We start from the raw sequence: 19,671 nt of genomic DNA on the forward strand, positions 1-19,671 counted from the left end.
TACAGCGCGCCGGGAAGCTCACCGGAGTCGATTCGGAACCGAGACCAAAGTTTCCCGGCAGCCGGTGCGGTGCCGACGGCGCACCGGTGCGTTTCCCTGGTCGACGGGCCTGGAAAAAGACTTCTGTCGGCGGCGAAATGCCGCGAGGTGCTGAGACGAACGGGTGGCGGCCCAGCACCGGATGGCGCAGCCGTCACCCGTTCGTCAGCGGCTCACAGCTTTTCGGCCGCCGGGATCACCTCGGTGGCGAACCGCTCGAGCACCGCCGGGTCCGGAACACCGTGCGCCCAGCCGGTCGCGACGCTGAACCCGAGTTCTGACAGCCGGCCCAGTTCATCCAGCAGTTGCCCGGTTTTCTCACCGTTTTCACCGGTGTCCAGGCGCAGCGAAGCGGTTTTCGTGATCTCGGAGTAGTCGCGGCCGACGTCCGCGCAGTGCTGTTGCAGAACCTCCAGTTTGCGCGGAAGGTCCGCGTTGGGCAGCAAATTGCAGATGTCGCCGTACTGCGCGACGAACCGCAGGGTCTTCTTCTCACCGCTGCCCCCGATGAGGATCGGCGGGTGCGGACGCTGGATCGGCTGCGGGCTGTTGAGCAACCGCTCACCGCTGACGTGCGTGCCGGTAAAGGGTTCGTCACCCTCGGCCCACATCTGGTGCACGTACCGGAGCGCGTCCTCGAGTTGCTCGAACCGTTCCTTCATCGGCGGGAACCGGAACCCGAGCGCGCGGGACTCCTCCTCGTTCCACCCGGCCCCGATGCCGAGGATCGCCCGCCCGCCGGACAGCACGTCGAGCGTCGTCGCCGCTTTCGCGAGCAGACCCGGGTGCCGGTAAATGACGCCGGTGACGAGAGTGAGCAGTTTGACCCGTTCGGTGTGCGCGGCCAGGAAGCCGAGCGTCGTCCAGGCCTCCAGCATCTCGTGCTCCGGCGGACCGTAGCTGGAAATCTGGAAGAAATGGTCCATCACCGACAGATATTCGAACCCGGCCTCGTCCGCGGTCCGGGCCACCCGCGCCAGGTCCGCACCGAGCGCCGCCGGGCCGTTCGGCCACGTCTGCTGAGCGAGATGCAACCCGAGTTTCATGCCAACTCCTTAACCGCCGGAATGATGTCTTGCGCGAAAATCTCGATCCTCTTTCGGTCGGGCCCGCCGGGAAGCGGACCGATCACGGCCTGCACGCCGAGCCGGCGCAACCTGCGCGCCTCGGCGAGAAATTCGCCGGTTTTCTCCCCGGACGGGCCGATGTCCAGGTAGTGGTAAACGGTCTTGGTGATCTCGGCGTAGTCGCGGCCCTCGGTTTCGCAGTGCCGCTTGAGCACGTCGAGCTGTGTTTGATTGCCCCGGCTTCGCCGGGGCGCCGAGATCGCCGGGGAGCTGGTTTCTTCCCTCCCGATTTCGCCGGCCCGGGGGGCCGTCGAAATCGCTCAGTCCAGAAACCAGCGCGATCTCGGGTTGTGGTTCCGAAGTGGACGGAAACGGAAAACCGAGCCCGCGGGCCTCTTCCTCGTTCCACCCGGCCCCGATGCCGAGCATGGCCCGTCCGCCGGACAGCACGTCGAGCGTGGTGACCGCCTTCGCGAGCAGACCGGGATGCCGGTAAATCGCGCCAGTGACGTAGGTGAACAGTTTCGCGCGCTGGGTATGCGCGGCGAAATAGCCGAGCGTGGTGTACGCCTCAAGCATCGGGCGATCGCTCGGGCCGACGCTGGGAATCTGGAAGAAGTGGTCCATGACCGCGAGGCAAGCGAACCCGGCGGCGTCCGCCGCCCGCACCGCTTCGGCCAGTTCCGCGCCGAGCGCGCCGGTTCCTCCCGGCAACGTGAAGTCGGGGACCTGGAGGCCAAGTTCCATACCCGACACCGTATACCTGGAGTAACTTCATGCGTGCGGTCAGAAATCGCGCACGACGGTGATCGTGCCGTGCAGGGGATCGGTCACATATACCGTGCGCGTGCGCTGATCCACCGCCACGTCGCCCGGGTTCACGCCGAGACCGAGCTCCCCGGTAAGGGTTTCCGTCCGTCCGTCCACACGAGACAGTCCATTTTGCCCGCCGTTGGTGTACACGACGTCGCTGCCCTGATGCACCGCGAGCGACGACGCCTCGCTGCGCAACAGCACGGTCTTCACCTGCGCCTTCGCCGGTCCGTCCACAATAGACAGATGGTGGATCGCCGAATTCGCCACGAACACCGCGCCGCTCAGTTCGTGGACGCCGATCCCGGTCGGGGAGGCGCCCACCGGAACGCTGGCGGTGAACGCCCCCGCGTCGAGGTCGCAGATCTCGACCGAGTTCGTGTTCGGGCTGGTGCAATAGGCGCGCCGCCGGCCGTGGTCGAGTGCGATCCCGGCGAGACCCGGTTTCGGCGCGGGCAGCAGGTCCTGCTGAGTGAGACTGATGCTGTCGAGCACCGCGAACGTGCCGGTCTTGCCGCTCACCGCGTACACGAGGTTGACCTGGGGATCGATCGCGAGCGCCGACGCGCCCGCCCCCGCGCTGACGACGCTCAGCAACCGGTGCGTCTGGCTGTCGAAGGCGAGCACAGTGCCGCCCGGCGGATTGGCGACGTAGATCCGGTCGGTGCCCACCACGACGTCGCTCGGCTCCCCGCCCACCGCGAGCGCGGACACGACCCGTCCCGCGTCCGGATCGAGGACCAGGACCGCGCCGGACGCCTGGTCAGCCGCGTAAACCAGCCCGGTGACCGGACTCACCGCGATCGCCGAAAGCGTCCCGCCGACCTGCACCGTGCTGACCCGTCCGGCGGCCGCCGCGCTACCGCCGAGCAGTGCCGCCGCACCGGCGCTGACCAGCGTAAACAGCCCTCGCCGAGATAACTGGGAACCGTGCATCGCTCACCTGCCCCGGTCGGTTGGGTTGCCCGCTGACCCTAACTCGGACAAGGATCATGCGAAGGAACTTCGGGTCCCCCGATCGCGTTGTTTCCAGTGAGTAATCCACTTCGCGGCACCTGCCAGAGCGGACGGAGGCGAGCACGCGTGCACAAGCACCACAACGGGCTGAAGACGGCGATACTGCTCGGTCTGCTCTCGGCGATCATCGTCGGGATCAGCGGATTGTTCGGCCGAGGGGCCCTGGTGATCGGCCTGATCGTGGCGCTAGGGATGAACGCCTACGCCTACTTCAACTCCGAGAAAATGGCCCTGCGCGCGATGCACGCGCGGCCGGTCTCGGAGGTCGAGCAGCCCGCGATGTACCGGATCGTGCGAGAACTGGCGACGTCCGCGCGGCAGCCGATGCCGTCGCTGTACGTGAGCCCGACCGCCGCGCCGAATGCCTTCGCGACTGGGCGTAATCCGCAGCATGCCGCTGTGTGCTGCACCACTGGGATCCTGGAGTTGCTCGACGAGCGTGAGTTGCGGGCGGTGCTCGGGCATGAGCTGTCGCACGTGTACAACCGGGACATTTTGATCTCGTGCGTCGCGGGGGCGCTGGCGAGTGTGGTCAGCGTGCTGGCGAATATCGCGTTCTTCTTCGGCGGGAATGATCGCGAGGGCAATCCGTTCATGTCGCTGCTGCTGGTCCTGATCGGGCCGATCGCGGCTGGGGTGGTGAAGATGGCGGTGAGCCGGTCTCGGGAGTATCAGGCGGATGCTTCTGGGGCGGAGTTGACGGGGGATCCGTTGGCGTTGGCTTCGGCGTTGCGGAAGTTGGAGCGGGGGACTCGGGCTGCGCCGTTGGCTCCGGAGCCTGCTGTGGTTTCGCAGTCGCATTTGATGATCGCGAACCCGTTCCGTCCGGGGGCTGGGTTGAGCCGGATGTTTTCTACGCATCCGCCGATTGAGGATCGGATTCGGCGGTTGGAGGAGATGGCTCTGCGGGGGCGTTGAGTTCATCGCCTGGGGGGCGAGGGGGGCTCGTCGCCTGGCGGCGACATTGCGTCCGGTGCTTGCGGTGGGGCACCCCGAAGCTTGATTGTGCTGACAGTCTGGGGTTGCTTGTCAAGGCGGGAAAGATGCCTTGACAAGCAACCCCAGACCGCAGGGAGGCTTCGTATCGGGGTGCGGGGGAGGGGCTGGGTGCACCGCTTGTTGGGTGTGTTGGTGCGGTGTGGTTACTCCCAGGTGGCTGTTTCTGGGTTTACTCCGTGGGCTTGTGCGTTGGCGAAAATTACGTCTCGTAGCCAGCTTGCCAGGCCTGGGGCCAATGCGTCGTAGTGTTCTGTGTAGCCGGTCTCTTCTACGAATTTCCGGCCGATGCAGACTTGCATCGAATGTGTGCAGTCGAAGTATCGCGACAGCGTCGCCCGGTGTCGTTCGGCGAGGGTGTTCGCCTCCGCTGAGCCTGGCTCGACTCCGGCTCGTCGTGCTGTGGCCAGGTCTGCGTGGAGCGTCTCGTGTTCGGCTGCGGCTTCCTGCCAGTCCTGTGGGGTCAGGTCGGTGGTTCGCTCGCGGTACTCCGCCCATTGCTTCGTGTCGCCCCAGCGCTCCGCGGCCTCGTCTACCCACTCCGGGTTCCAGTCGGACCCGAAGATCTCGACCTGTTCCTCGGCTGTCAGCTGCATCCCACCACGGGTGGCTGCCGCCATCCGGTCGACTGCGGACACCATGTGTTCCAGCCGCGCGATCCGCTCTCGCAGTTCGCGCCGCTGGCGGGTCAGATGGGCGTGCGCGTCTGCGGTCGGGTCGTCGATGAGCCGGCCGATTTCCGACAGTGGGAAGCCGAGTTCTCGGTAAACGAGTACCCGATGCAGCCGCGCGATGTCCTCAGCGGAGTACACCCGGTAGCCGGCACTGGTGCGCCCGCTTGGGCGCACCAGGCCGACTGCGTCCCAGTGGTGCAGCGTTTTGACACTCACGCCGATGAGCGTCGCCGTGCGTCCGACAGTGAGGCCGTCTTGCTCGATCACGACCTCAGTGTCGCAGTTCACTACCGTGGGACGTCGATCCCCGAGGCCCGCAGCTCGTCCGCCAGTGCGCTGTTCGGGTCGATCGGCTGCGCCGCGGTCATCACGACGTTCGTGCCTTCCGGCGTGACGACCGTCAGCTCCCGCGAGTTCCACGGCTGCAGCACCGGCCCGCTCGTGCAGCCCGGCGTGATTTCCTCGCACCGCTTGGCGATTTCGTCGAGTTCGCTGAGCACACAAGAGAAACTGATGCTGACCTCGGACTTGCCGGCAGGCGTGCCCGGCTTGAGCAGCACGTCCTGAAACGCCCAGCGCCGCAGATGCACGAGCTGGCCGGGCAGGGTGAAAAGGTTGTCGAAACCGAGCCCGCGAAGCCAGAAGTCCGTGGAAGCTTCGAGGTCGGCGGTGGGCACGTTGGGAAACATCGGCATCCCGTAGAAGCCGAGATAGTTGCCCGGAGACACCGCGTCGAAGGCGGGCATCGGAACCGGGCCGCGAAATTCGTTCATGCCGACGAGCGTGCAGCCTCCTGCCGCAGGAGGGTCAAGCCCGGATCCCGGCGCACTTCCGTAGCGGTCGAGCGGGTTTCTCCGACATAGGTGCAGAGCCTTCGACGACTGCCAGAGCATTTCGGCTTCGACGTCGCCAGGCAAGGAGGGTCATCATGACTCGATCTATCAGGCTGAGGACGGCCATTCTCTCCGGAGCGTCGATGTCCGTCGTGCTCACGGGATGCGGCGGCGGTCAGCCCGGCGACGGAAACTCCGCCGGAGGTTCAGTGGACTTCGTCCAATACCAGACGGACGCGGGGTTCGGCTCGCCGCCGGGACCCTCGTTCAGTCTGCTGTGGACCTTCGACCCGGCAACGACGCAACTCTCGCCCGGTGACTGCACAGCGGCCCAGGGTGACGAGACCCGGCTGGAAACCGACACGGCCACGTGGCCCGATGTCCTGAAGCAACCCATGGACAGCGCCGAGAAGAACTTCCGCGCAGCGATAGCCGCCTGCTCCTCCGGCGACTTCACCTCGATGACGAGCGACATCAACCAGGGCAAGGACAGCCTGGCGGCCACGCGGGACGCGTTCGGCGCGCACTGCAAACAGACGAGCGACGCGACCAAGTTCGCCTGCTAGCGCAAGAGCACCTAGGGACCGCACGGTTCGACGGCCGGGGTCTGGGCTGCTGCGGGTCTACGCGAAGTGCCTCGACACAAAATCACCCCCGTGACCGGTTCGTACTGGTCACGGGGGTGGTTTGGCTGGTGTGGCAGGTGAGGGATTCGAACCCCCGAAGGCTGAGCCGTCTGATTTACAGTCAGATCCCTTTGGCCGCTTGGGTAACCTGCCATGGCCGGGCGAACCGGACGGGAAGAAGGATACCCAACGGTCCGGACGGCCGGTCAACCGGGATGCCCCGGCGCTACGCTGGGGGTCCCTGACGAGCTGAGACAAGGTGTGAGGACACGTGGCGGATCCCTCTTTCGACGTGGTGAGCAAGGTCGACCGCCAGGAGGTGGACAACGCGCTCAACCAGGCCAGCAAGGAACTGGGCACGCGGTTCGACTTCCGCGGCACCGGAACCGGCATCAGCTGGTCCGGCGAGGAAGCCATCGCGATCGAGTCGGAGACCGAAGAGCGCGCCCTCGCGGCGGTGGAGGTCTTCAAGGAGAAGCTGATCAAGCGGAACATCTCGCTGAAGGCCTTCGAGGCGGGCGAGCCCGCGATCTCCGGCAAAATTTACAAGATCAACGGCAAGATCCTGCAGGGCATCGCGTCGGACAAGGCGAAGCAGATCGCGAAGTTCATCCGCGACGAGGGCCCGAAGGGCGTACAGGCCCAGATCCAGGGCGACCAGCTGCGGGTGTCGGGCAAGAAGAAGGACCAGCTGCAGGACGTGATCTCCTTGCTGAAGGGCAAGGACTTCGAGATCGCTCTGCAGTTCACCAACTACCGGTGAGCTCGGTGATGCGGACGTCCGGAGCACCGGACGTCCGCATCACCAGGCGGTAAAGGTCCAATCCGCCTCGTACGTCTCCACCGCCACATACGTGGGTCCGGTAAGCGGGAACTCCCCAGTGGTCTCGCCGATGTGGTTCACCACCAGATGCGGATACCCGTCGGCCAGGACCCAGACTCCGTTCGAGCCCTTCGAACCCGTGAAGAACTTCCCCCAGACCTGACCCGGGGGCACCGCCAGGACCGCGTCCCCGTGGCCGTTGTACGGCTTGCCCGGTTCGACGACCGGCAGGCCGCGGTAGTCGGTGATCGTCGCGGTCCACGAGCCCTTCGCCTCGACCGTCAGCGTGTGCACCGATTTGCCGCCGGGGGAGACGTTGAACCAGGACGTCCCGTGGTAGGCGTCCCCGTCGTTGACCAGCAGGCTTTCCGAACCGTCCGTCGTCACGGCGATATGCCCGGTGCACTTCGGACAGTCGAACGTGAGGAAGCCCGATACCCCGGACGGCCAGGTAAGCGGCACAGTCGCGTTGTTTTTGCCCTGGTGGGTTTCGGTCGGAGCCTCGGCCAGTTTGGGCTTCGGGGGCGGCGGCGGGAGCACCGGCGCGGGGACGTGGCTGGGCTCGTCCGGCAGCTGGCGCGCGATCGCCCCGACGCCGGTCGGCTGCAGCGAGCACGACGCGGTGAGCGCCACCGCCGCGCAGACCGCGGCGAGACGCCCGACAGTGCGGCGCATGGTTCCCCCTAGTGTGCCCCGACGGGGCCTCCCGATGATCTTTCGTCACCCTCCGCCCGGTCGTTACGGAGCGGGTGCCCTGAACAGCCCAGCGACCTCCTCGAAGGGGTGGACTCACGCGGGTGACCAGGCGAAATCGATGGTGTCGAGGCGACCACGTGGTGTAATCGCCTGTCTGGTCGAGAGGAGTTCCTGGATGCGCCGCAGGACGCCCGTGCTTGCCTTCCTCACCTCGCTGGCGGTCCTCGTGACCGCGCTCGCGCCGGTCGCGGAAGCGGCGGGCAAGAAGCTGCTCGTACCCGGTTTCGGCTCGTATCCGCGGCTGGTGCGGCTGGAGTACTCGCCGTTCGGTCGCGGAAACATCATCGCGGCGCTGACCAGCGAGGACGGCAACGGCCGGTTCGCGCCGATCCTCGAAAGCACCGACGAGGGCGCGAGCTTCCACCGGATCAGCGAGATCCGCGACCCCGACGCCAAGTTCGGCCAATGCTGCGGAACCCTCTACGAACTGCCGCAGCGGGTCGGCCGGATGCGCGCGGGCACGCTGCTCTGGGCGGCGACCTACCGGCAGGACTCGGGCCCGCAGCGCCGGATGGGGATCAAGGTGTGGGCCAGCCGCGACGGCGGCCGCAACTGGCGGTACCTGTCCGAAGCCGCGCTCTCGCACAACCACGACGGCATCTGGGAGCCGGAGTTCACCATGGACGCCGGCGGCACGCTCTGGCTGCACTACGCCGACGAGACGCAGGCGCCGAAGTACGGCCAGGTGCTCAACCGCGTCGCCTCGACCGACGGGATCAACTGGGGAACCAAGCAGCTCACGATGGCCATCGGACCGTCCCGGGTGCGTCCGGGGATGCCGATCATCCGCAGGCTGCCCGACGGGCGGTACTGGTTCGGCTACGAGATCTGCAACTACCGCGACCGCTACTGCGATCCGTATTACAAAATCTCCGCCGACGGCGCGAACTGGGGCGACCCGGCCGACCCCGGCACCCGCGTGAACACCGCCAGCGGCAACTACTTCCAGCACGCCCAGACCACCACCCTGTTCCCCGGCGGCCCCAACGGCGTGCGGCTGGTGATGGTCGGCCAGATCTACACGCGGGCCGACGGCACGCCGGTCGCCGGAAACGGGCAGACGCTGCTGGCCAACGACAACTTCGGCGCCGGGAACTGGTACGAACTCCCCGCGCCGGTGCACATCACCGGCATCTACAACAACTACTGCCCCAACTATTCGTCCACGGTGCTGCCGGTCGACGGCGGCAAGAACGTGCTGGAGATCGCCACCGAGTACGCGAACGGCTGCCAGGCGTATTTCGGCAAGGGGCCGGCGTTCTGAGTTGAGCGAAGTCCCAGACGGCCTCGACGCTCACTCGGTACGGTGAACACCACCACCGCACGTGAGGAGGGGCTGTGAAGGGCATCGTGCTCGCCGGGGGCAGCGGAACCCGTCTGCATCCGATCACGCAGGCCGTGTCGAAGCAGCTGCTGCCGGTCTACGACAAACCGATGATCTACTACCCGATCTCGGTGCTGATGCTGGCCGGGATCCGGGAGATCCTGATCATCTCGACGCCGGCCGACCTGCCGAACTTCCGCCGCCTGCTCGGCGACGGCAGCCAATTCGGCCTGTCGTTCTCGTTCGCGGAACAGCCGAGCCCGAACGGTCTCGCCGAAGCGTTCGTGATCGGCGCGGACTTCGTCGGCGACGATTCGGTCGCGCTGGTGCTCGGCGACAACATCTTCTACGGCCAGGGTTTCTCCACGACCCTGCGCACCGCGGCGACCGACCTCGACGGCTGCGTCCTGTTCGGCTACCAGGTGAAGGACCCCGAGCGCTACGGCGTCGGCGAGGTCGACGAAAACGGCACCCTGCTGTCCATCGAGGAAAAACCGGAGAAACCGCGGTCGAACAACGCGATCACCGGGCTGTACTTCTACGACAACGAGGTCGTCGACATCTCCCGCAACCTGAAGCCCTCGGCGCGCGGCGAACTGGAGATCACCGACGTCAACCTCTCCTACCTGCGCCGCGACCGCGCCAAACTGATCGAACTGAGCCGCGGCTTCGCGTGGCTCGACACCGGCACGCACGATTCGCTGCTGGAGGCCGGGCAGTTCGTCCAGGTGCTGGAACACCGGACCGGCGTGCGGATCGCGTGCCTGGAAGAGGTCGCGCTGAAGATGGGCTTCATCAGCGCGGACGAATGTCATGCGCTGGGGACCAAGCTGGCCAAGTCGGGGTATGGCGAATACGTGATGAACGTGGCCACGCTCGCGGGGGCGCAGGGCTGATTCCTTCTGGAGGGGGAATACCCGGACCTGCACGAGGCCGAGGATCCCGAGAAATCCCCGTGGAACGCGGCGAGCATCATGTCCAAATTGGACAGAGCAAGTTCGCTGCGGTTCCGAAGGGGAAGTTCGCCCTGGAAGTCCGTAAAGGGCTCCTTGAAGGAATCAGATTCCTTCAAGGAGCCCTTCGCGGACCTACGATCAAGCCGCCTGCCGAACCTCCGAAGACGCTGGCGTCAAAGCCAACTCCAGCACCTCCCGCACGTTAGCCACCGCGTGCACCTCCAGCTGTGACAACACCTCCGCGGGCACATCGTCCAGATCCGGCTCGTTTCGCTGCGGGATGATCACCGTCTTCATCCCCGCCCGGTGCGCGGCCAGCAGCTTCTGCTTCACCCCGCCGATCGGCAGCACCCGCCCGGTCAGCGAAACCTCCCCGGTCATCGCCACCTCGGCCCGGACCACCCGGCCCGACAGCAGCGAGGCCAGTGCGGTCGTCATCGTGACGCCCGCCGAAGGGCCGTCCTTCGGCACCGCGCCCGCCGGGACGTGCACGTGGATTCCCCGCTCTCGCAGGTCTCCCACCGGCAATTCCAGCTCCGCGCCGTGCGAACGCAGGTACGACAGCGCGATCTGCACCGACTCCTTCATCACGTCACCCAGCTGTCCGGTCAGCTGCAGGCCCGAAGCCCCGCTCTCCGGATCGGCCAGCGACGCCTCGATGTACAGTACGTCCCCGCCAGCGCCGGTGACCGCCAAACCCGTTGCCACGCCTGGCAAAGACGTCCGCTGGGTCGCCGTCGGGAGCGAGGACTCCGGCACGTGCCGCGGCCGGCCGAGGTAGGTCTCCAGGTCCGAAGCGGACACCGAAAGCGGCAGCGAGGCAGAACCCAAAGCCACCTTCGTAGCGATCTTCCGCAGCACCTTCGCGATCGTCCGGTTCGCGTCGCGCACCCCGGCCTCACGGGTGTACTCGGCGGCGATCCGGCTGAACGCGTCGTCGGTCAGCACCACGTCGCCGGACGCCAGACCGGCTCGCTCAAGTTCGCGCGGCAGCAGGTGATCCCGCGCGATAGTGACCTTCTCGTGCTCGGTGTAGCCGTCCAGCGTCACCAGTTCCATCCGGTCCAGCAGCGGGCCGGGGATGGTCTCCAGTGCGTTGGCCGTCGCGAGGAAGACCACATCGGACAGATCCAGCTCGACCTCGAGGTAGTGGTCGCGGAACGTGTGGTTTTGTTCCGGGTCCAGCACTTCGAGCAGCGCGGCCGTCGGGTCGCCGCGGTAGTCCGCTCCGACCTTGTCGATCTCGTCGAGCAACACCACCGGGTTCATCGAGCCGGCTTCCTTGATGGCCCGCACGATCCGCCCCGGCAGCGCGCCGACGTACGTGCGCCGGTGGCCGCGGATTTCCGCCTCGTCCCGGATGCCGCCCAGCGCGACGCGCACGAACTTGCGTCCCATCGCCTTCGCGACCGACTCGCCCAGCGACGTCTTGCCGACCCCGGGAGGACCGGCGAGCGCCAGCACGGCGCCGGAACGCCGTCCGCCGACCGGGCCGAGGCCCGATTCCGCGCGACGCTTGCGCACGGCCAAGTACTCGATGATCCGTTCCTTGACGTCGTCCAGGCCCGCGTGGTCCGCGTCGAGCACGGCCCGCGCGGCGGCGATGTCGTAGACGTCCTCGGTCCGCTCCTTCCACGGCAGCTCCAGCACCGTGTCGAGCCAGGTCCGGATCCAGCCGCCTTCCGGCGACTGCTCGGACGTCCGCTCCAGCTTGTCGACCTCGGCCAGCGCGGCTTTGCGCACCTCGTCCGGCAGATCGGCCGCTTCCACCCGGGCGCGGTAGTCGTCGTCGGCCGCGGTGCCGTCGAGTTCGCCCAGTTCCTTGCGGATCGCTTCGAGCTGGCGGCGCAGCAGGAATTCCTTCTGCTGCTTCTCCATCCCGTCGGCGACGTCCTTGCGGATGGTCTCGGTGACCTCCAGTTCGGCCAGGTAATCCCGGCTCCACTCGAGGGCCTTCTCCAGCCGGGCGCTGACGTCGAGCGCGCTCAGCAGTTCCAGCTTCTGGTCCGTGGACAGGTACGGCGCGTTGCCGGCCAGGTCGGCGATCGCGGACGGATCCTCGACCTGCTGGACGGCGTCGATCATCTGCCAGCCGCCGCGTTGCTGCAGCACGGAGATGACCACGGCCTTGTATTCCGCGGCGAGCTGCGCGGTGCGGTCGTCGGAGGTTTCGTCGGCGGCGTCGGCGTGCACCCAGCGGGCCGCGCCGGGACCGTCGGCGATCCGGCCGACGGAAGCACGCGAGGTGCCGCGCAACAGCACCGCGGACTTGCCGCCGGGAACGCGGCCGATCCGTTCGACGGTCGCGACGGTGCCCAGTTCGGCGTACTCGCCGTGCACGCGCGGGACGAGCAGGACTTCGGCCTTGCTCGCCGCGCCCGAGCGGATCCCGGGGAACGACGCGGTCGCGGGGGTCTTGGCCTGTGCGGACTCCACTGCGGCCCGGGTCTCCGCGTCGCCGAGGTCGAGCGGGACCACCATGCCGGGCAGCACGACGTCGCCATCGAGCGGGAGGACGGGCAGGAGGCGGGGGTCGGTCATGTGCACTCCTCGAATAGTTGAGTCTGATGTGCTCAACTCTCCGAAGGGCGGGTTTGTTTCCCAGGGAGTGTTCGCTGGGAGAGAAGTCAGGGCTTCACCGCGACGGCACCCCAGCCGAACGGGCGGACCTCCGCGGCGAACTCCGACACCGGCTCGTCCGGCCGCCAGTCCGGCAGCGCGCTCATCCCCGGCTCCAGCAGCGGCCAGCCGCCGAAGAACGGCAGGATCTCCTCCTCCGAACGCAGGTACGCCGGGTTCGACGTGTCCCGGTACGCGTCAACGAACCGGCGGACCTCGGCGGCCCGCTCCGGCGGCGCGTCGTCCCGGCAGGTGGCGTGCGTGACGGCCAGCCACGAGCCGGGCGCGAGCTGGTCGCGGTAGGTGGCGACCAGCTCGTCCGGCCGGTCGCCAGGGCCGAGGAAGTGCAGCACGGTGATCATCAGCAGGCACACCGGCCGCGACCAGTCGATCAGCTCCTGGGTGACCTCGTCGGCGAGGATCGCGTCCGGATCGCGGATGTCGCGCTCCACGATCCCGGCCCACTCGGTCGCGTCCTCGTCTTCGAGGATCACTCGCGAATGGGCCGCCGCGACCGGCTCGTAGTCGACGTACACGACCGTCGCGGGCAGCCGATCACGCACGATCTCGTGCACGTTGCCCGCCGTCGGAACGCCCGACCCGAGATCGACGAACTGCCGGATCCCCGCGTCCAGCGCGGCCCGCACGACCCGGTTCATGAACGCCCGGTTCTCCCGCGACATCGGCCGGATCAGCGGCCACACCTTCTCGACGCGGCGGCCGAATTCCCGGTCCACCGCCCAGTTCTGGGTGCCGCCGAGGTACCAGTCGTAGATCCGGGCGGCGGACGGCTTGTCGACGTCCACGCCCTGCGGCGCGTCCGGCGCGGTCACGGCTTGCGCGCCACGGCGCACCAGGCGAACGGGCGGGCCTCCGCCTCGACGGCGTTCAGCTCGCGCTCCGGCCGCCAGTCCGGCAGGTGCGTGATCCCCGGCTCCAGCAGCGGCCAGCCGCCGAAGAACGGCTCGATCTCCTCGCGGTCGCGCAGCCACATCGGGTTGCTCGTCTTGCGGTACTGCTCGACGAACCAGCGCAGCCCCTCCAGCGCCGGACCGCTGCCGTCGCCCTCGCTCATCTGCGAGATCGCCAGCCAGCTGCCGGACACGAGCTTGTCCCGATAGGCGCGCACGATGGCGTCCGGATCGTCGTCCGGGCCAACGAAATGCAGCACCGCCATCAGCATCACGCAGACCGGCTTGTCGAAATCGATCAGCTCGCGGGTGCGCGGGTCGTTCAGCACCGCCCTCGGGTCGCGCATGTCCGCCTGGACGATGCTTGCCCAGTCGGTGGCCGCCTCGTCCTCGAGGATCAGCGTCGCGTGCGCCACGGCCACCGGCTCGTAATCGACGTAAACCACGGTGGCCTCGTCGTCGTCCCCGAGCGCGGCCTCGACCACCTCGTGCACGTTGCCCGCGGTCGGCACGCCGGAGCCGAGGTCGAGGAACTGGCGGATGCCCGCGTCCAGCGCGGCTCGCACCACGCGGTTCATGAACTCGCGGTTCTGCTTCGCGCCGGGCCGGGCGAGCGACCACATCTTCTCGACCTTGCGGCCGAATTCCCGGTCCACCGCCCAGTTCTGCTTGCCGCCCAGGTACCAGTCGTAGACGCGCGCGGCCGAGGGTTTCTCGACATCGACGCCTTCCGGCGCTTTCGGTGCAGCGTCGGGTTTTTCGGTCACTGGGACTCCCCTCGAATGGCCTGGCAACCGCCAGACTAGCGAGAACGCACCGCCGGCCGGCGCTGCCAGCCAGTCCACAGCGGCCGGTAACCCTGCGCGTACCAGAACGGCGTCGACCGAGGATTCGCCACGGCGTGGTGCAGCAGCACGACATCCGCGCCCGCCTCGTCGAAGACCTGGTGCGCGTGCGTGGCCAGCGCGGTGCCGACACCGGATGACCGAGCCGTCTCGGAAACCGCCAGCGACGACAGGTAACCCACGCGAGAAGCGGCCACCCGGTGCCGGATCCAGCCGGTCTCGTCGGGCATCTGCAGCACGACCATGCCGAGCGGCTGGCCGTACAGCTCCGCGATCCATACCTGCGGCTCGGGCCGTTCGAGGTGGCGGAGCAGTTCCTTGGTGATCAGCTCCTCGACGCCGGGACGGAGCGTGATCCGGCCGAACTGCGCGTCGTAACGCTGCAGTTCCAGCTGCAGCGCGACCGCGGTGGAGAGGTCGTCCGGCGTCGCGTGCCGGATGCAGACGCCGGGCGTCGCGTCGGGTCCGGCGGCCATCCGCTGTGCCGGGCGGACCGCGAGCACGCCCATCGGGGCGAAGCCGTGCCGGAGGAGTTCGGTGGCCCCGGCGGTGTCGCGGCTGGGCCGGGAGAGCACCGCGGCGCACTCCGTATCCCCCACTCGGGCGAGGGACCCCAGGTGTTCATCCCATCGAGTGAGCAAAGCGTCGAGCCCGGCGGCCGGATCGGGACCGGCGAGCTGGACCTCCAGCCGGTGCTCGACGAGTGCCCGCCACATCGAGCGCGGGCTGTCCGGGCCGAGTCCGGTGCAGGTCGTCAGACCGGCCGCGGTGGTGTCGCCGACCTCGGCGGTAAGCAAGGCGGAATCCCCTCCGACCTCGAAGGGGAGCGGCGCGGGAAGCAGCGCGTCCACCGTGGCGATGCGCGCCGCATGGCCAGTGGCTGTCACGTCGTTGTGCATGCCGCCATTGTCCGCCGACCGGACCGGAAAAGACCCCCAGAACACTCCCCGGCTCGAGGGTTCCGGGGCGAACCGGGAGTTTCACTCCTTGGTCCACGCAGGTCAGAGAAGAACGCCCATTGTTAACCCTGGGGTGATCTCCTACTGTCTCGAAAGGGACGTCGGTACGCCCTACGGGGTAAGGTGGCGCCCTCGCCCACACCTGACGTCACGGACGAGCGCGACCGGGCAGCCGGGAAGGAAGGTCGGATGCCGGACAGCAACGCCCACCCCGGAACCGCGCCGGAGGCGATGGGCTCGGGAGGTGCTGGCTCCGCACCGGCCGAGGGCCGCACCGACGAGAGCCGCTTCCGCGTCTACACCTTCGTCGTGCTGGGTCTCGGCCTGCTCGCGGCCTTGGCCGTCGCTGCCTGGCTGCCGTTCCACGGGTCGGCCAAGCTCTGGTGGATCGGCCCGGTGCTCGCGGTCGCGTTCCTGCTCGCCGAACAGCTCGGCATCAACGTCGACGTCCGCAGCGGCATTTCGTGGACCATCTCATTCACCGAGATCCCGCTGGTAATCGGTTTCTTCGTCGCCCCGTTCGAAGTGGTGCTCGCCGCGCATCTCGTGGCGGGCATCGGCACGCTGCTGGCCCGCAAGGTCGCCGGCCGGGTCCTCTACAACGCGGGCGCGTTCCTGCTCGAAATCACCGGCGCGTTCGCCGTCGCCGGACTGGTGCACCTGGCCATGGGCGGCGGGCCGACCATGCCGTGGGTCGCCGCGCTCGCCGGGACGCTCACCGCGCCGCTGGTCAGCACGCTGCTCGCGCTGGCCGCCGTGCGCGTGCTGCGCCGCCGGATGCGCGTGAGCACCGCGATCCGGCTGACCGGCCGCATCCTCGTGGTCGGGTTCGTCAACGCCTCGGTCGGTCTCACCGGCTATCTCGTCATCGCGAGCACCCCGCAGGCCTGGCCGCTGGTGCTGGCGGTGTTCCTCGGCCTGACCGCGCTGTACTGGGCTTACTCCGATCTGCTTCGCGAGCAACGGGACATGGAAGCGCTTTCCGACGTCAGCCTGATGGTCGCGAGGTCCGGCCAGCAGGCCGCGGCTCGTCCGGCGAGCCGCGCCGAGGAACTGGTGGGCGGGGTCGACGTGCGCGAATGGGCCACGATCGCCGAGCGGATCAAGGACCAGCTGGCCGCCGGACGCGTCGTGCTCCGGCTGCGGCTCGAGCCCGACGATCCGATGCGCGTCGTGGTCGCGGGCAACGAACTTCCGCCGTTGGACCCGGCCCATGACGATCCGCTGCTGCGCCTGCCCGGCGCGCACGTGCGGCACTTCCGCATCACCGAGGCCAACCCGGACGTCCGTGCGGCGCTGCTGGAACGCAGTGCGCAGGAAGCGCTCGTGGTGCCGCTGCGCAGCGCGAACCGGCTGCTCGGCGTCGTCGAAGCGCACGACCGGCTGTCGCGCTGGCGCGGCTTCGGCAAGTACGACGTCCAGCTGCTCGGCACGATGGCCAGCCACCTCGCGACGTCGCTCGACAACCGGCGGCTGCTCGCCACGCTCCGCCACGACGCCTACCACGACCCGCTCACCGGGCACCTGAACCGACCGGGTTTCCAGCAGGTCTCGCGGGATCCGCTGCGCGAATCGGCGGAGGTCGTGGTGCTGCGGATCGACCTCGACGTCTTCTCCACGGTCAGCGACGCGCTCGGCTACTCGTGGGCGGACCGGATGGTCGTCGCCGCGGGCACCCGCATCCGCGGCGCACTCGGCCCGGACGTCCCGCTCGCCCGGCTCGAAGGCGCGTCCTTCGCCGCGCTGCTCGTGGACTGCACGATCGAAGACGCGCACCGGGCCGCCGAACGGCTGCGAGTGCAGCTGTCCGAGCCGTATCCAGTGGACCGGCTTTCGGTCGAGGCCAACGCGATGATCGGCTACGCCAGCTCGGTGGACGACGCCGGTGAGGTCGACGTCGACGGTCTCCTGCAGCGTGCCGACGTCGCCGTCCGCGCCACCCGCGGCGGCGAGGAAGTGCGCGGCTACGTGCCGAGCATGGGACAGATCTTCCTGCGCCGTTTCCAGATGGTCACGCAGTTCCGGCAGTCGCTGGAAGACGGCCACGTCTCCGTGCACTACCAGCCGAAGGTGACGCTGCCGAACCGGCAGGTGCAAGGCGTCGAGGCACTCGTGCGCTGGGTGCACCCGGAGTTCGGCCGGCTCGGCCCGGACGAGTTCGTGCCCGCGATCGAGGCGGCCGGCCTGATCGGCGTGCTGACGTCGTTCGTGCTGGAGGAATCGCTGAAGCGCGTGCGCAAGTGGCTCGACGAGGGCCTGCGCATCTCCGCGGCGGTGAACCTCTCGGTGCGGAATCTGTCCGACGACGACTTCCCGGCGAAGGTCCAGCGCGAACTGGAGCGCTTCGACGTGCCGCCGGAGCTGCTGACGTTCGAGCTGACCGAGTCCGGCGTGATGTCCGACCCGCAGAAGGCGCTGCCGATCCTGCGTGAGCTGCATTCGCTGGGCATCGTGCTGGCGGTGGACGACTTCGGCACTGGCTACTCGTCGCTCGCGTACCTGCGTCAGCTGCCAGTGGACCAGGTCAAGATCGACAAGAGCTTCGTGCTCGGCATGGGGACGGATCTCGGTGACCTCGCGGTGGTGCGGTCGATCGTCGAGCTCGGACACTCGCTGGGCCTGACGGTGGTGGCGGAAGGCGTCGAAGAGGACGTGGCGCGCGATCAGCTCGAGGCGATGGGATGTGACGTCGCCCAGGGTTATCTGATCTCGCGGCCGCTGCCGGAGGACCGCCTGGAGGCGTGGCTGCAGGCCCGCACGGCGCGCTCGCCCGGGCGGCACTCGGAGACCGTGCTGACCCTGCTGACCTGAGGTTTTGCGATAAACCGACCCCGGTTGCACGGCCGGGTGAAGCCCCTTGCTAATCTTTCCAAGTCCTCGCGAAGAGGCAGGCCCCTTTAGCTCAGTCGGCAGAGCGTCTCCATGGTAAGGAGAAGGTCTACGGTTCGATTCCGTAAAGGGGCTCGCGAGTAGGCGAGCTATGTCTGCGGAAAACGCAGACGTGGCTCGCTTCGCGGCGTCCATCTGGGGGTCGAACCCCCAGACCCCCGCCAGGGGGCTTGCCCCCTGGACCCCAAGGCCGGGTCACCTTGACTTGGTGGGGCGGGGTGGGTGTCTGTGTGGGGCGGTGTAGCTCAGTTGGCAGAGCAAGCGGCTCATAATCGCTGTGTCGCCGGTTCAAGTCCGGCCACCGCTACGCGGTAACGACGGGGCTGGCCCCCGGATCTGAGAGAGAAGGAAACGCTGTGGCTGCCACCGACGTGCGACCCAAGATCACGCTGGCGTGCGAGGAGTGCAAGCACCGCAACTACATCACCAAGAAGAACCGGCGCAACAACCCGGATCGCCTGGAGATGAAGAAGTTCTGCCCGAACTGCGGTACGCACCGGACTCACAAAGAGACCCGCTGACGCAGGCGGTCTTTTACCAGCTTCGAAAAGCCGTCCCGGCACTCGTCCGGGGCGGCTTTTCGCTGTCTACTGGCCAGTTCTGGCACCCGCGCGGGACGGCGCCGGTGTTCGGTTAGCCTTCTTCGCGTGCCTTTGGACCAGTCGTTCACCGGGCGGGAGTACCCGTCGGACAGCAAGTACTTCGTGAGCCGGGAGAAGATCCGCGAGTTCGCCGACGCGATCGAGGACCCGAACCCGGTGTACCGGGACCCGGAGGCGGCCCGCGCGGCCGGCCACCCGGACGTGCTCGCGCCGCCCACCTTCCTCACCATCCTCAACCTGCCGAAGATCAACGGCATCGTGACCGACCCCGCGCTCGGGCTCGACTACTCGCGGATGGTCCACGGCGACCAGGGCTTCCGCTACGAGCGCCCGGTGCACGCCGGCGACGAGCTGGAAATCTCGGCCAGGATCGAGGCGATCATGGCGAGGGCGGGCAACGACTTCATCAACCTCCGCGCGGAAATCACCGACGCGGACGGCAAACTCGTGTGCACGACGCGGGCGCAGCTCGTGGTTCGGGGGGCGGAAGCGTGAACGTCGGCGACGAACTGCCTCCGCTGGAGGTCCGCATCACCCGCTCCCAGCTGGTCCGCTACGCCGGGGCCTCGCTCGACTTCAACCCGATCCACTGGAACGAGAACTTCGCGACCAAGGTCGGCCTCCCGGACGTGATCGCGCACGGCATGCTCACGATGGCCCTGTCCGGCCGCATCGTCACTGACTGGCTCGGCGACCCGGCCCGCCTCGTGGACTTCAGCACGCGCTTCACCCGCCCGGTCGTGGTGCCGGACAACGACGAGGGCGCACTGGTCGAGGTGACCGGCAAGGTCGGTGCCCTGACCGACGAGGGCCTGGCCCGGATCGACCTGACGGTCAAGTTCGAGGGGAAGACCGTGCTGGGGAAACCGCAGGCTCTCGTCCGCCCCTGATCGCTCCGGTGCGGCGTTGGGGGGCTGCCTCA

18 protein-coding genes, 3 tRNA genes and 1 pseudogene are annotated in these 19,671 nt (G+C 68.0%); 11 read left to right on the forward strand and 11 right to left on the reverse strand.

Features of this window, described 5'->3' with window-relative positions; all coding sequences use genetic code 11:
* Nucleotides 1–212: 212 nt before the first annotated feature.
* The 3 genes and pseudogenes from ACZ7SW_RS24155 to ACZ7SW_RS24165 all read right to left on the reverse strand — a co-directional run bounded on the left by ACZ7SW_RS24155 (nucleotide 213) and on the right by ACZ7SW_RS24165 (nucleotide 2,855).
* Nucleotides 213–1,085 carry an LLM class F420-dependent oxidoreductase gene (locus ACZ7SW_RS24155; RefSeq protein WP_470232665.1) on the reverse strand — a complete coding sequence of 291 codons (873 nt, stop codon included), beginning with the start codon at nucleotides 1,083–1,085 and terminating at the stop codon, nucleotides 213–215.
* Nucleotides 1,082–1,853, reverse strand: a pseudogene (locus ACZ7SW_RS24160) (LLM class flavin-dependent oxidoreductase). The gene ACZ7SW_RS24155 and the pseudogene ACZ7SW_RS24160 overlap by 4 nt, the downstream one beginning before the upstream one ends.
* A 39-nt stretch (nucleotides 1,854–1,892) precedes the next feature.
* The gene (locus ACZ7SW_RS24165) at nucleotides 1,893–2,855 is read right to left on the reverse strand and encodes a YncE family protein (protein WP_470232666.1); all 963 of its coding nucleotides are present in this window, start codon (nucleotides 2,853–2,855) and stop codon (nucleotides 1,893–1,895) included.
* A gap of 147 nt (nucleotides 2,856–3,002) precedes the next feature.
* On the opposite strand from ACZ7SW_RS24165, the gene htpX reads away from it, so the two are divergent.
* The gene (gene htpX / locus ACZ7SW_RS24170; RefSeq protein WP_470232667.1) at nucleotides 3,003–3,854 is read left to right on the forward strand and encodes a zinc metalloprotease HtpX; all 852 of its coding nucleotides are present in this window, start codon (nucleotides 3,003–3,005) and stop codon (nucleotides 3,852–3,854) included.
* 224 nt (nucleotides 3,855–4,078) lie between these two features.
* On the opposite strand, the gene ACZ7SW_RS24175 is transcribed toward htpX, so the two are convergent.
* Together ACZ7SW_RS24175 and ACZ7SW_RS24180 are read right to left on the reverse strand one after the other, a co-directional pair.
* Nucleotides 4,079–4,873: a MerR family transcriptional regulator gene (locus ACZ7SW_RS24175; protein ID WP_470232668.1), complete on the reverse strand. Its 795-nt coding sequence runs from the start codon at nucleotides 4,871–4,873 to the stop codon at nucleotides 4,079–4,081.
* Between the two features lie 20 nt (nucleotides 4,874–4,893).
* Nucleotides 4,894–5,379 (reverse strand): VOC family protein, encoded by a 486-nt coding sequence (locus tag ACZ7SW_RS24180; protein ID WP_470232669.1) that lies wholly within the window; start codon nucleotides 5,377–5,379, stop codon nucleotides 4,894–4,896.
* Nucleotides 5,380–5,534: 155 nt separating this feature from the next.
* Here ACZ7SW_RS24180 and ACZ7SW_RS24185 point away from each other — a divergent pair, with 155 nt between their 5' ends.
* Nucleotides 5,535–6,005: a hypothetical protein gene (locus ACZ7SW_RS24185; protein WP_470232670.1), complete on the forward strand. Its 471-nt coding sequence runs from the start codon at nucleotides 5,535–5,537 to the stop codon at nucleotides 6,003–6,005.
* A 131-nt stretch (nucleotides 6,006–6,136) separates the two neighbouring features.
* Here ACZ7SW_RS24185 and ACZ7SW_RS24190 read toward each other — a convergent pair.
* A tRNA-Tyr gene (locus ACZ7SW_RS24190) sits at nucleotides 6,137–6,218 on the reverse strand.
* 118 nt (nucleotides 6,219–6,336) lie between these two features.
* Here ACZ7SW_RS24190 and ACZ7SW_RS24195 point away from each other — a divergent pair.
* The gene (locus ACZ7SW_RS24195) at nucleotides 6,337–6,828 is read left to right on the forward strand and encodes a YajQ family cyclic di-GMP-binding protein (RefSeq protein WP_470232671.1); all 492 of its coding nucleotides are present in this window, start codon (nucleotides 6,337–6,339) and stop codon (nucleotides 6,826–6,828) included.
* Nucleotides 6,829–6,867: 39 nt separating this feature from the next.
* Here the strand turns inward: ACZ7SW_RS24195 and ACZ7SW_RS24200 are convergent, their stop codons facing one another.
* Complete coding sequence (locus ACZ7SW_RS24200; RefSeq protein ID WP_470232672.1) at nucleotides 6,868–7,563, reverse strand: hypothetical protein; 696 nt, start codon at nucleotides 7,561–7,563, stop codon at nucleotides 6,868–6,870.
* A 196-nt stretch (nucleotides 7,564–7,759) separates the two neighbouring features.
* Between ACZ7SW_RS24200 and ACZ7SW_RS24205 the strand changes: the two genes are divergently transcribed.
* Both ACZ7SW_RS24205 and rfbA read left to right on the forward strand, forming a co-directional pair.
* A complete protein-coding gene (locus ACZ7SW_RS24205; RefSeq protein WP_470232673.1) occupies nucleotides 7,760–8,908 on the forward strand; it encodes an exo-alpha-sialidase in 1,149 nt (382 codons plus the stop codon).
* Nucleotides 8,909–8,982: 74 nt separating this feature from the next.
* Nucleotides 8,983–9,864 carry a glucose-1-phosphate thymidylyltransferase RfbA gene (rfbA, locus tag ACZ7SW_RS24210; protein ID WP_470232674.1) on the forward strand — a complete coding sequence of 294 codons (882 nt, stop codon included), beginning with the start codon at nucleotides 8,983–8,985 and terminating at the stop codon, nucleotides 9,862–9,864.
* Nucleotides 9,865–10,062: 198 nt separating this feature from the next.
* Here the strand turns inward: rfbA and lon are convergent, their stop codons facing one another.
* From lon to ACZ7SW_RS24230, 4 genes are all read right to left on the reverse strand, one after another.
* Nucleotides 10,063–12,465, reverse strand: a complete 2,403-nt coding sequence (lon, locus tag ACZ7SW_RS24215) for an endopeptidase La (protein WP_470232675.1) — start codon at nucleotides 12,463–12,465, stop codon at nucleotides 10,063–10,065.
* A gap of 86 nt (nucleotides 12,466–12,551) precedes the next feature.
* Nucleotides 12,552–13,397 carry an SAM-dependent methyltransferase gene (locus tag ACZ7SW_RS24220; RefSeq protein WP_470232676.1) on the reverse strand — a complete coding sequence of 282 codons (846 nt, stop codon included), beginning with the start codon at nucleotides 13,395–13,397 and terminating at the stop codon, nucleotides 12,552–12,554.
* The gene (locus ACZ7SW_RS24225) at nucleotides 13,373–14,221 is read right to left on the reverse strand and encodes an SAM-dependent methyltransferase (RefSeq protein ID WP_470232677.1); all 849 of its coding nucleotides are present in this window, start codon (nucleotides 14,219–14,221) and stop codon (nucleotides 13,373–13,375) included. The genes ACZ7SW_RS24220 and ACZ7SW_RS24225 overlap by 25 nt, the downstream gene beginning before the upstream one ends.
* A 35-nt stretch (nucleotides 14,222–14,256) precedes the next feature.
* Complete coding sequence (locus ACZ7SW_RS24230) at nucleotides 14,257–15,198, reverse strand: GNAT family N-acetyltransferase (protein ID WP_470232678.1); 942 nt, start codon at nucleotides 15,196–15,198, stop codon at nucleotides 14,257–14,259.
* A gap of 249 nt (nucleotides 15,199–15,447) precedes the next feature.
* Here ACZ7SW_RS24230 and ACZ7SW_RS24235 point away from each other — a divergent pair, with 249 nt between their 5' ends.
* The 6 genes from ACZ7SW_RS24235 (at nucleotide 15,448) to ACZ7SW_RS24260 (ending at nucleotide 19,639) form a co-directional block, all read left to right on the forward strand.
* Nucleotides 15,448–18,069 (forward strand): putative bifunctional diguanylate cyclase/phosphodiesterase, encoded by a 2,622-nt coding sequence (locus ACZ7SW_RS24235; RefSeq protein ID WP_470232679.1) that lies wholly within the window; start codon nucleotides 15,448–15,450, stop codon nucleotides 18,067–18,069.
* 80 nt (nucleotides 18,070–18,149) lie between these two features.
* Nucleotides 18,150–18,222, forward strand: a tRNA-Thr gene (locus ACZ7SW_RS24240).
* Nucleotides 18,223–18,381: 159 nt separating this feature from the next.
* A tRNA-Met gene (locus tag ACZ7SW_RS24245) sits at nucleotides 18,382–18,454 on the forward strand.
* Nucleotides 18,455–18,503: 49 nt separating this feature from the next.
* Complete coding sequence (gene rpmG / locus ACZ7SW_RS24250) at nucleotides 18,504–18,668, forward strand: 50S ribosomal protein L33 (RefSeq protein ID WP_005152047.1); 165 nt, start codon at nucleotides 18,504–18,506, stop codon at nucleotides 18,666–18,668.
* Nucleotides 18,669–18,794: 126 nt separating this feature from the next.
* A complete protein-coding gene (locus tag ACZ7SW_RS24255; protein ID WP_470232680.1) occupies nucleotides 18,795–19,244 on the forward strand; it encodes a MaoC family dehydratase N-terminal domain-containing protein in 450 nt (149 codons plus the stop codon).
* Nucleotides 19,241–19,639, forward strand: a complete 399-nt coding sequence (locus ACZ7SW_RS24260) for a MaoC family dehydratase (RefSeq protein ID WP_470232681.1) — start codon at nucleotides 19,241–19,243, stop codon at nucleotides 19,637–19,639. The genes ACZ7SW_RS24255 and ACZ7SW_RS24260 overlap by 4 nt, the downstream gene beginning before the upstream one ends.
* Nucleotides 19,640–19,671 lie beyond the last annotated feature (32 nt).

It is taken from the genome of Amycolatopsis sp. NPDC114484 (assembly GCF_055633755.1).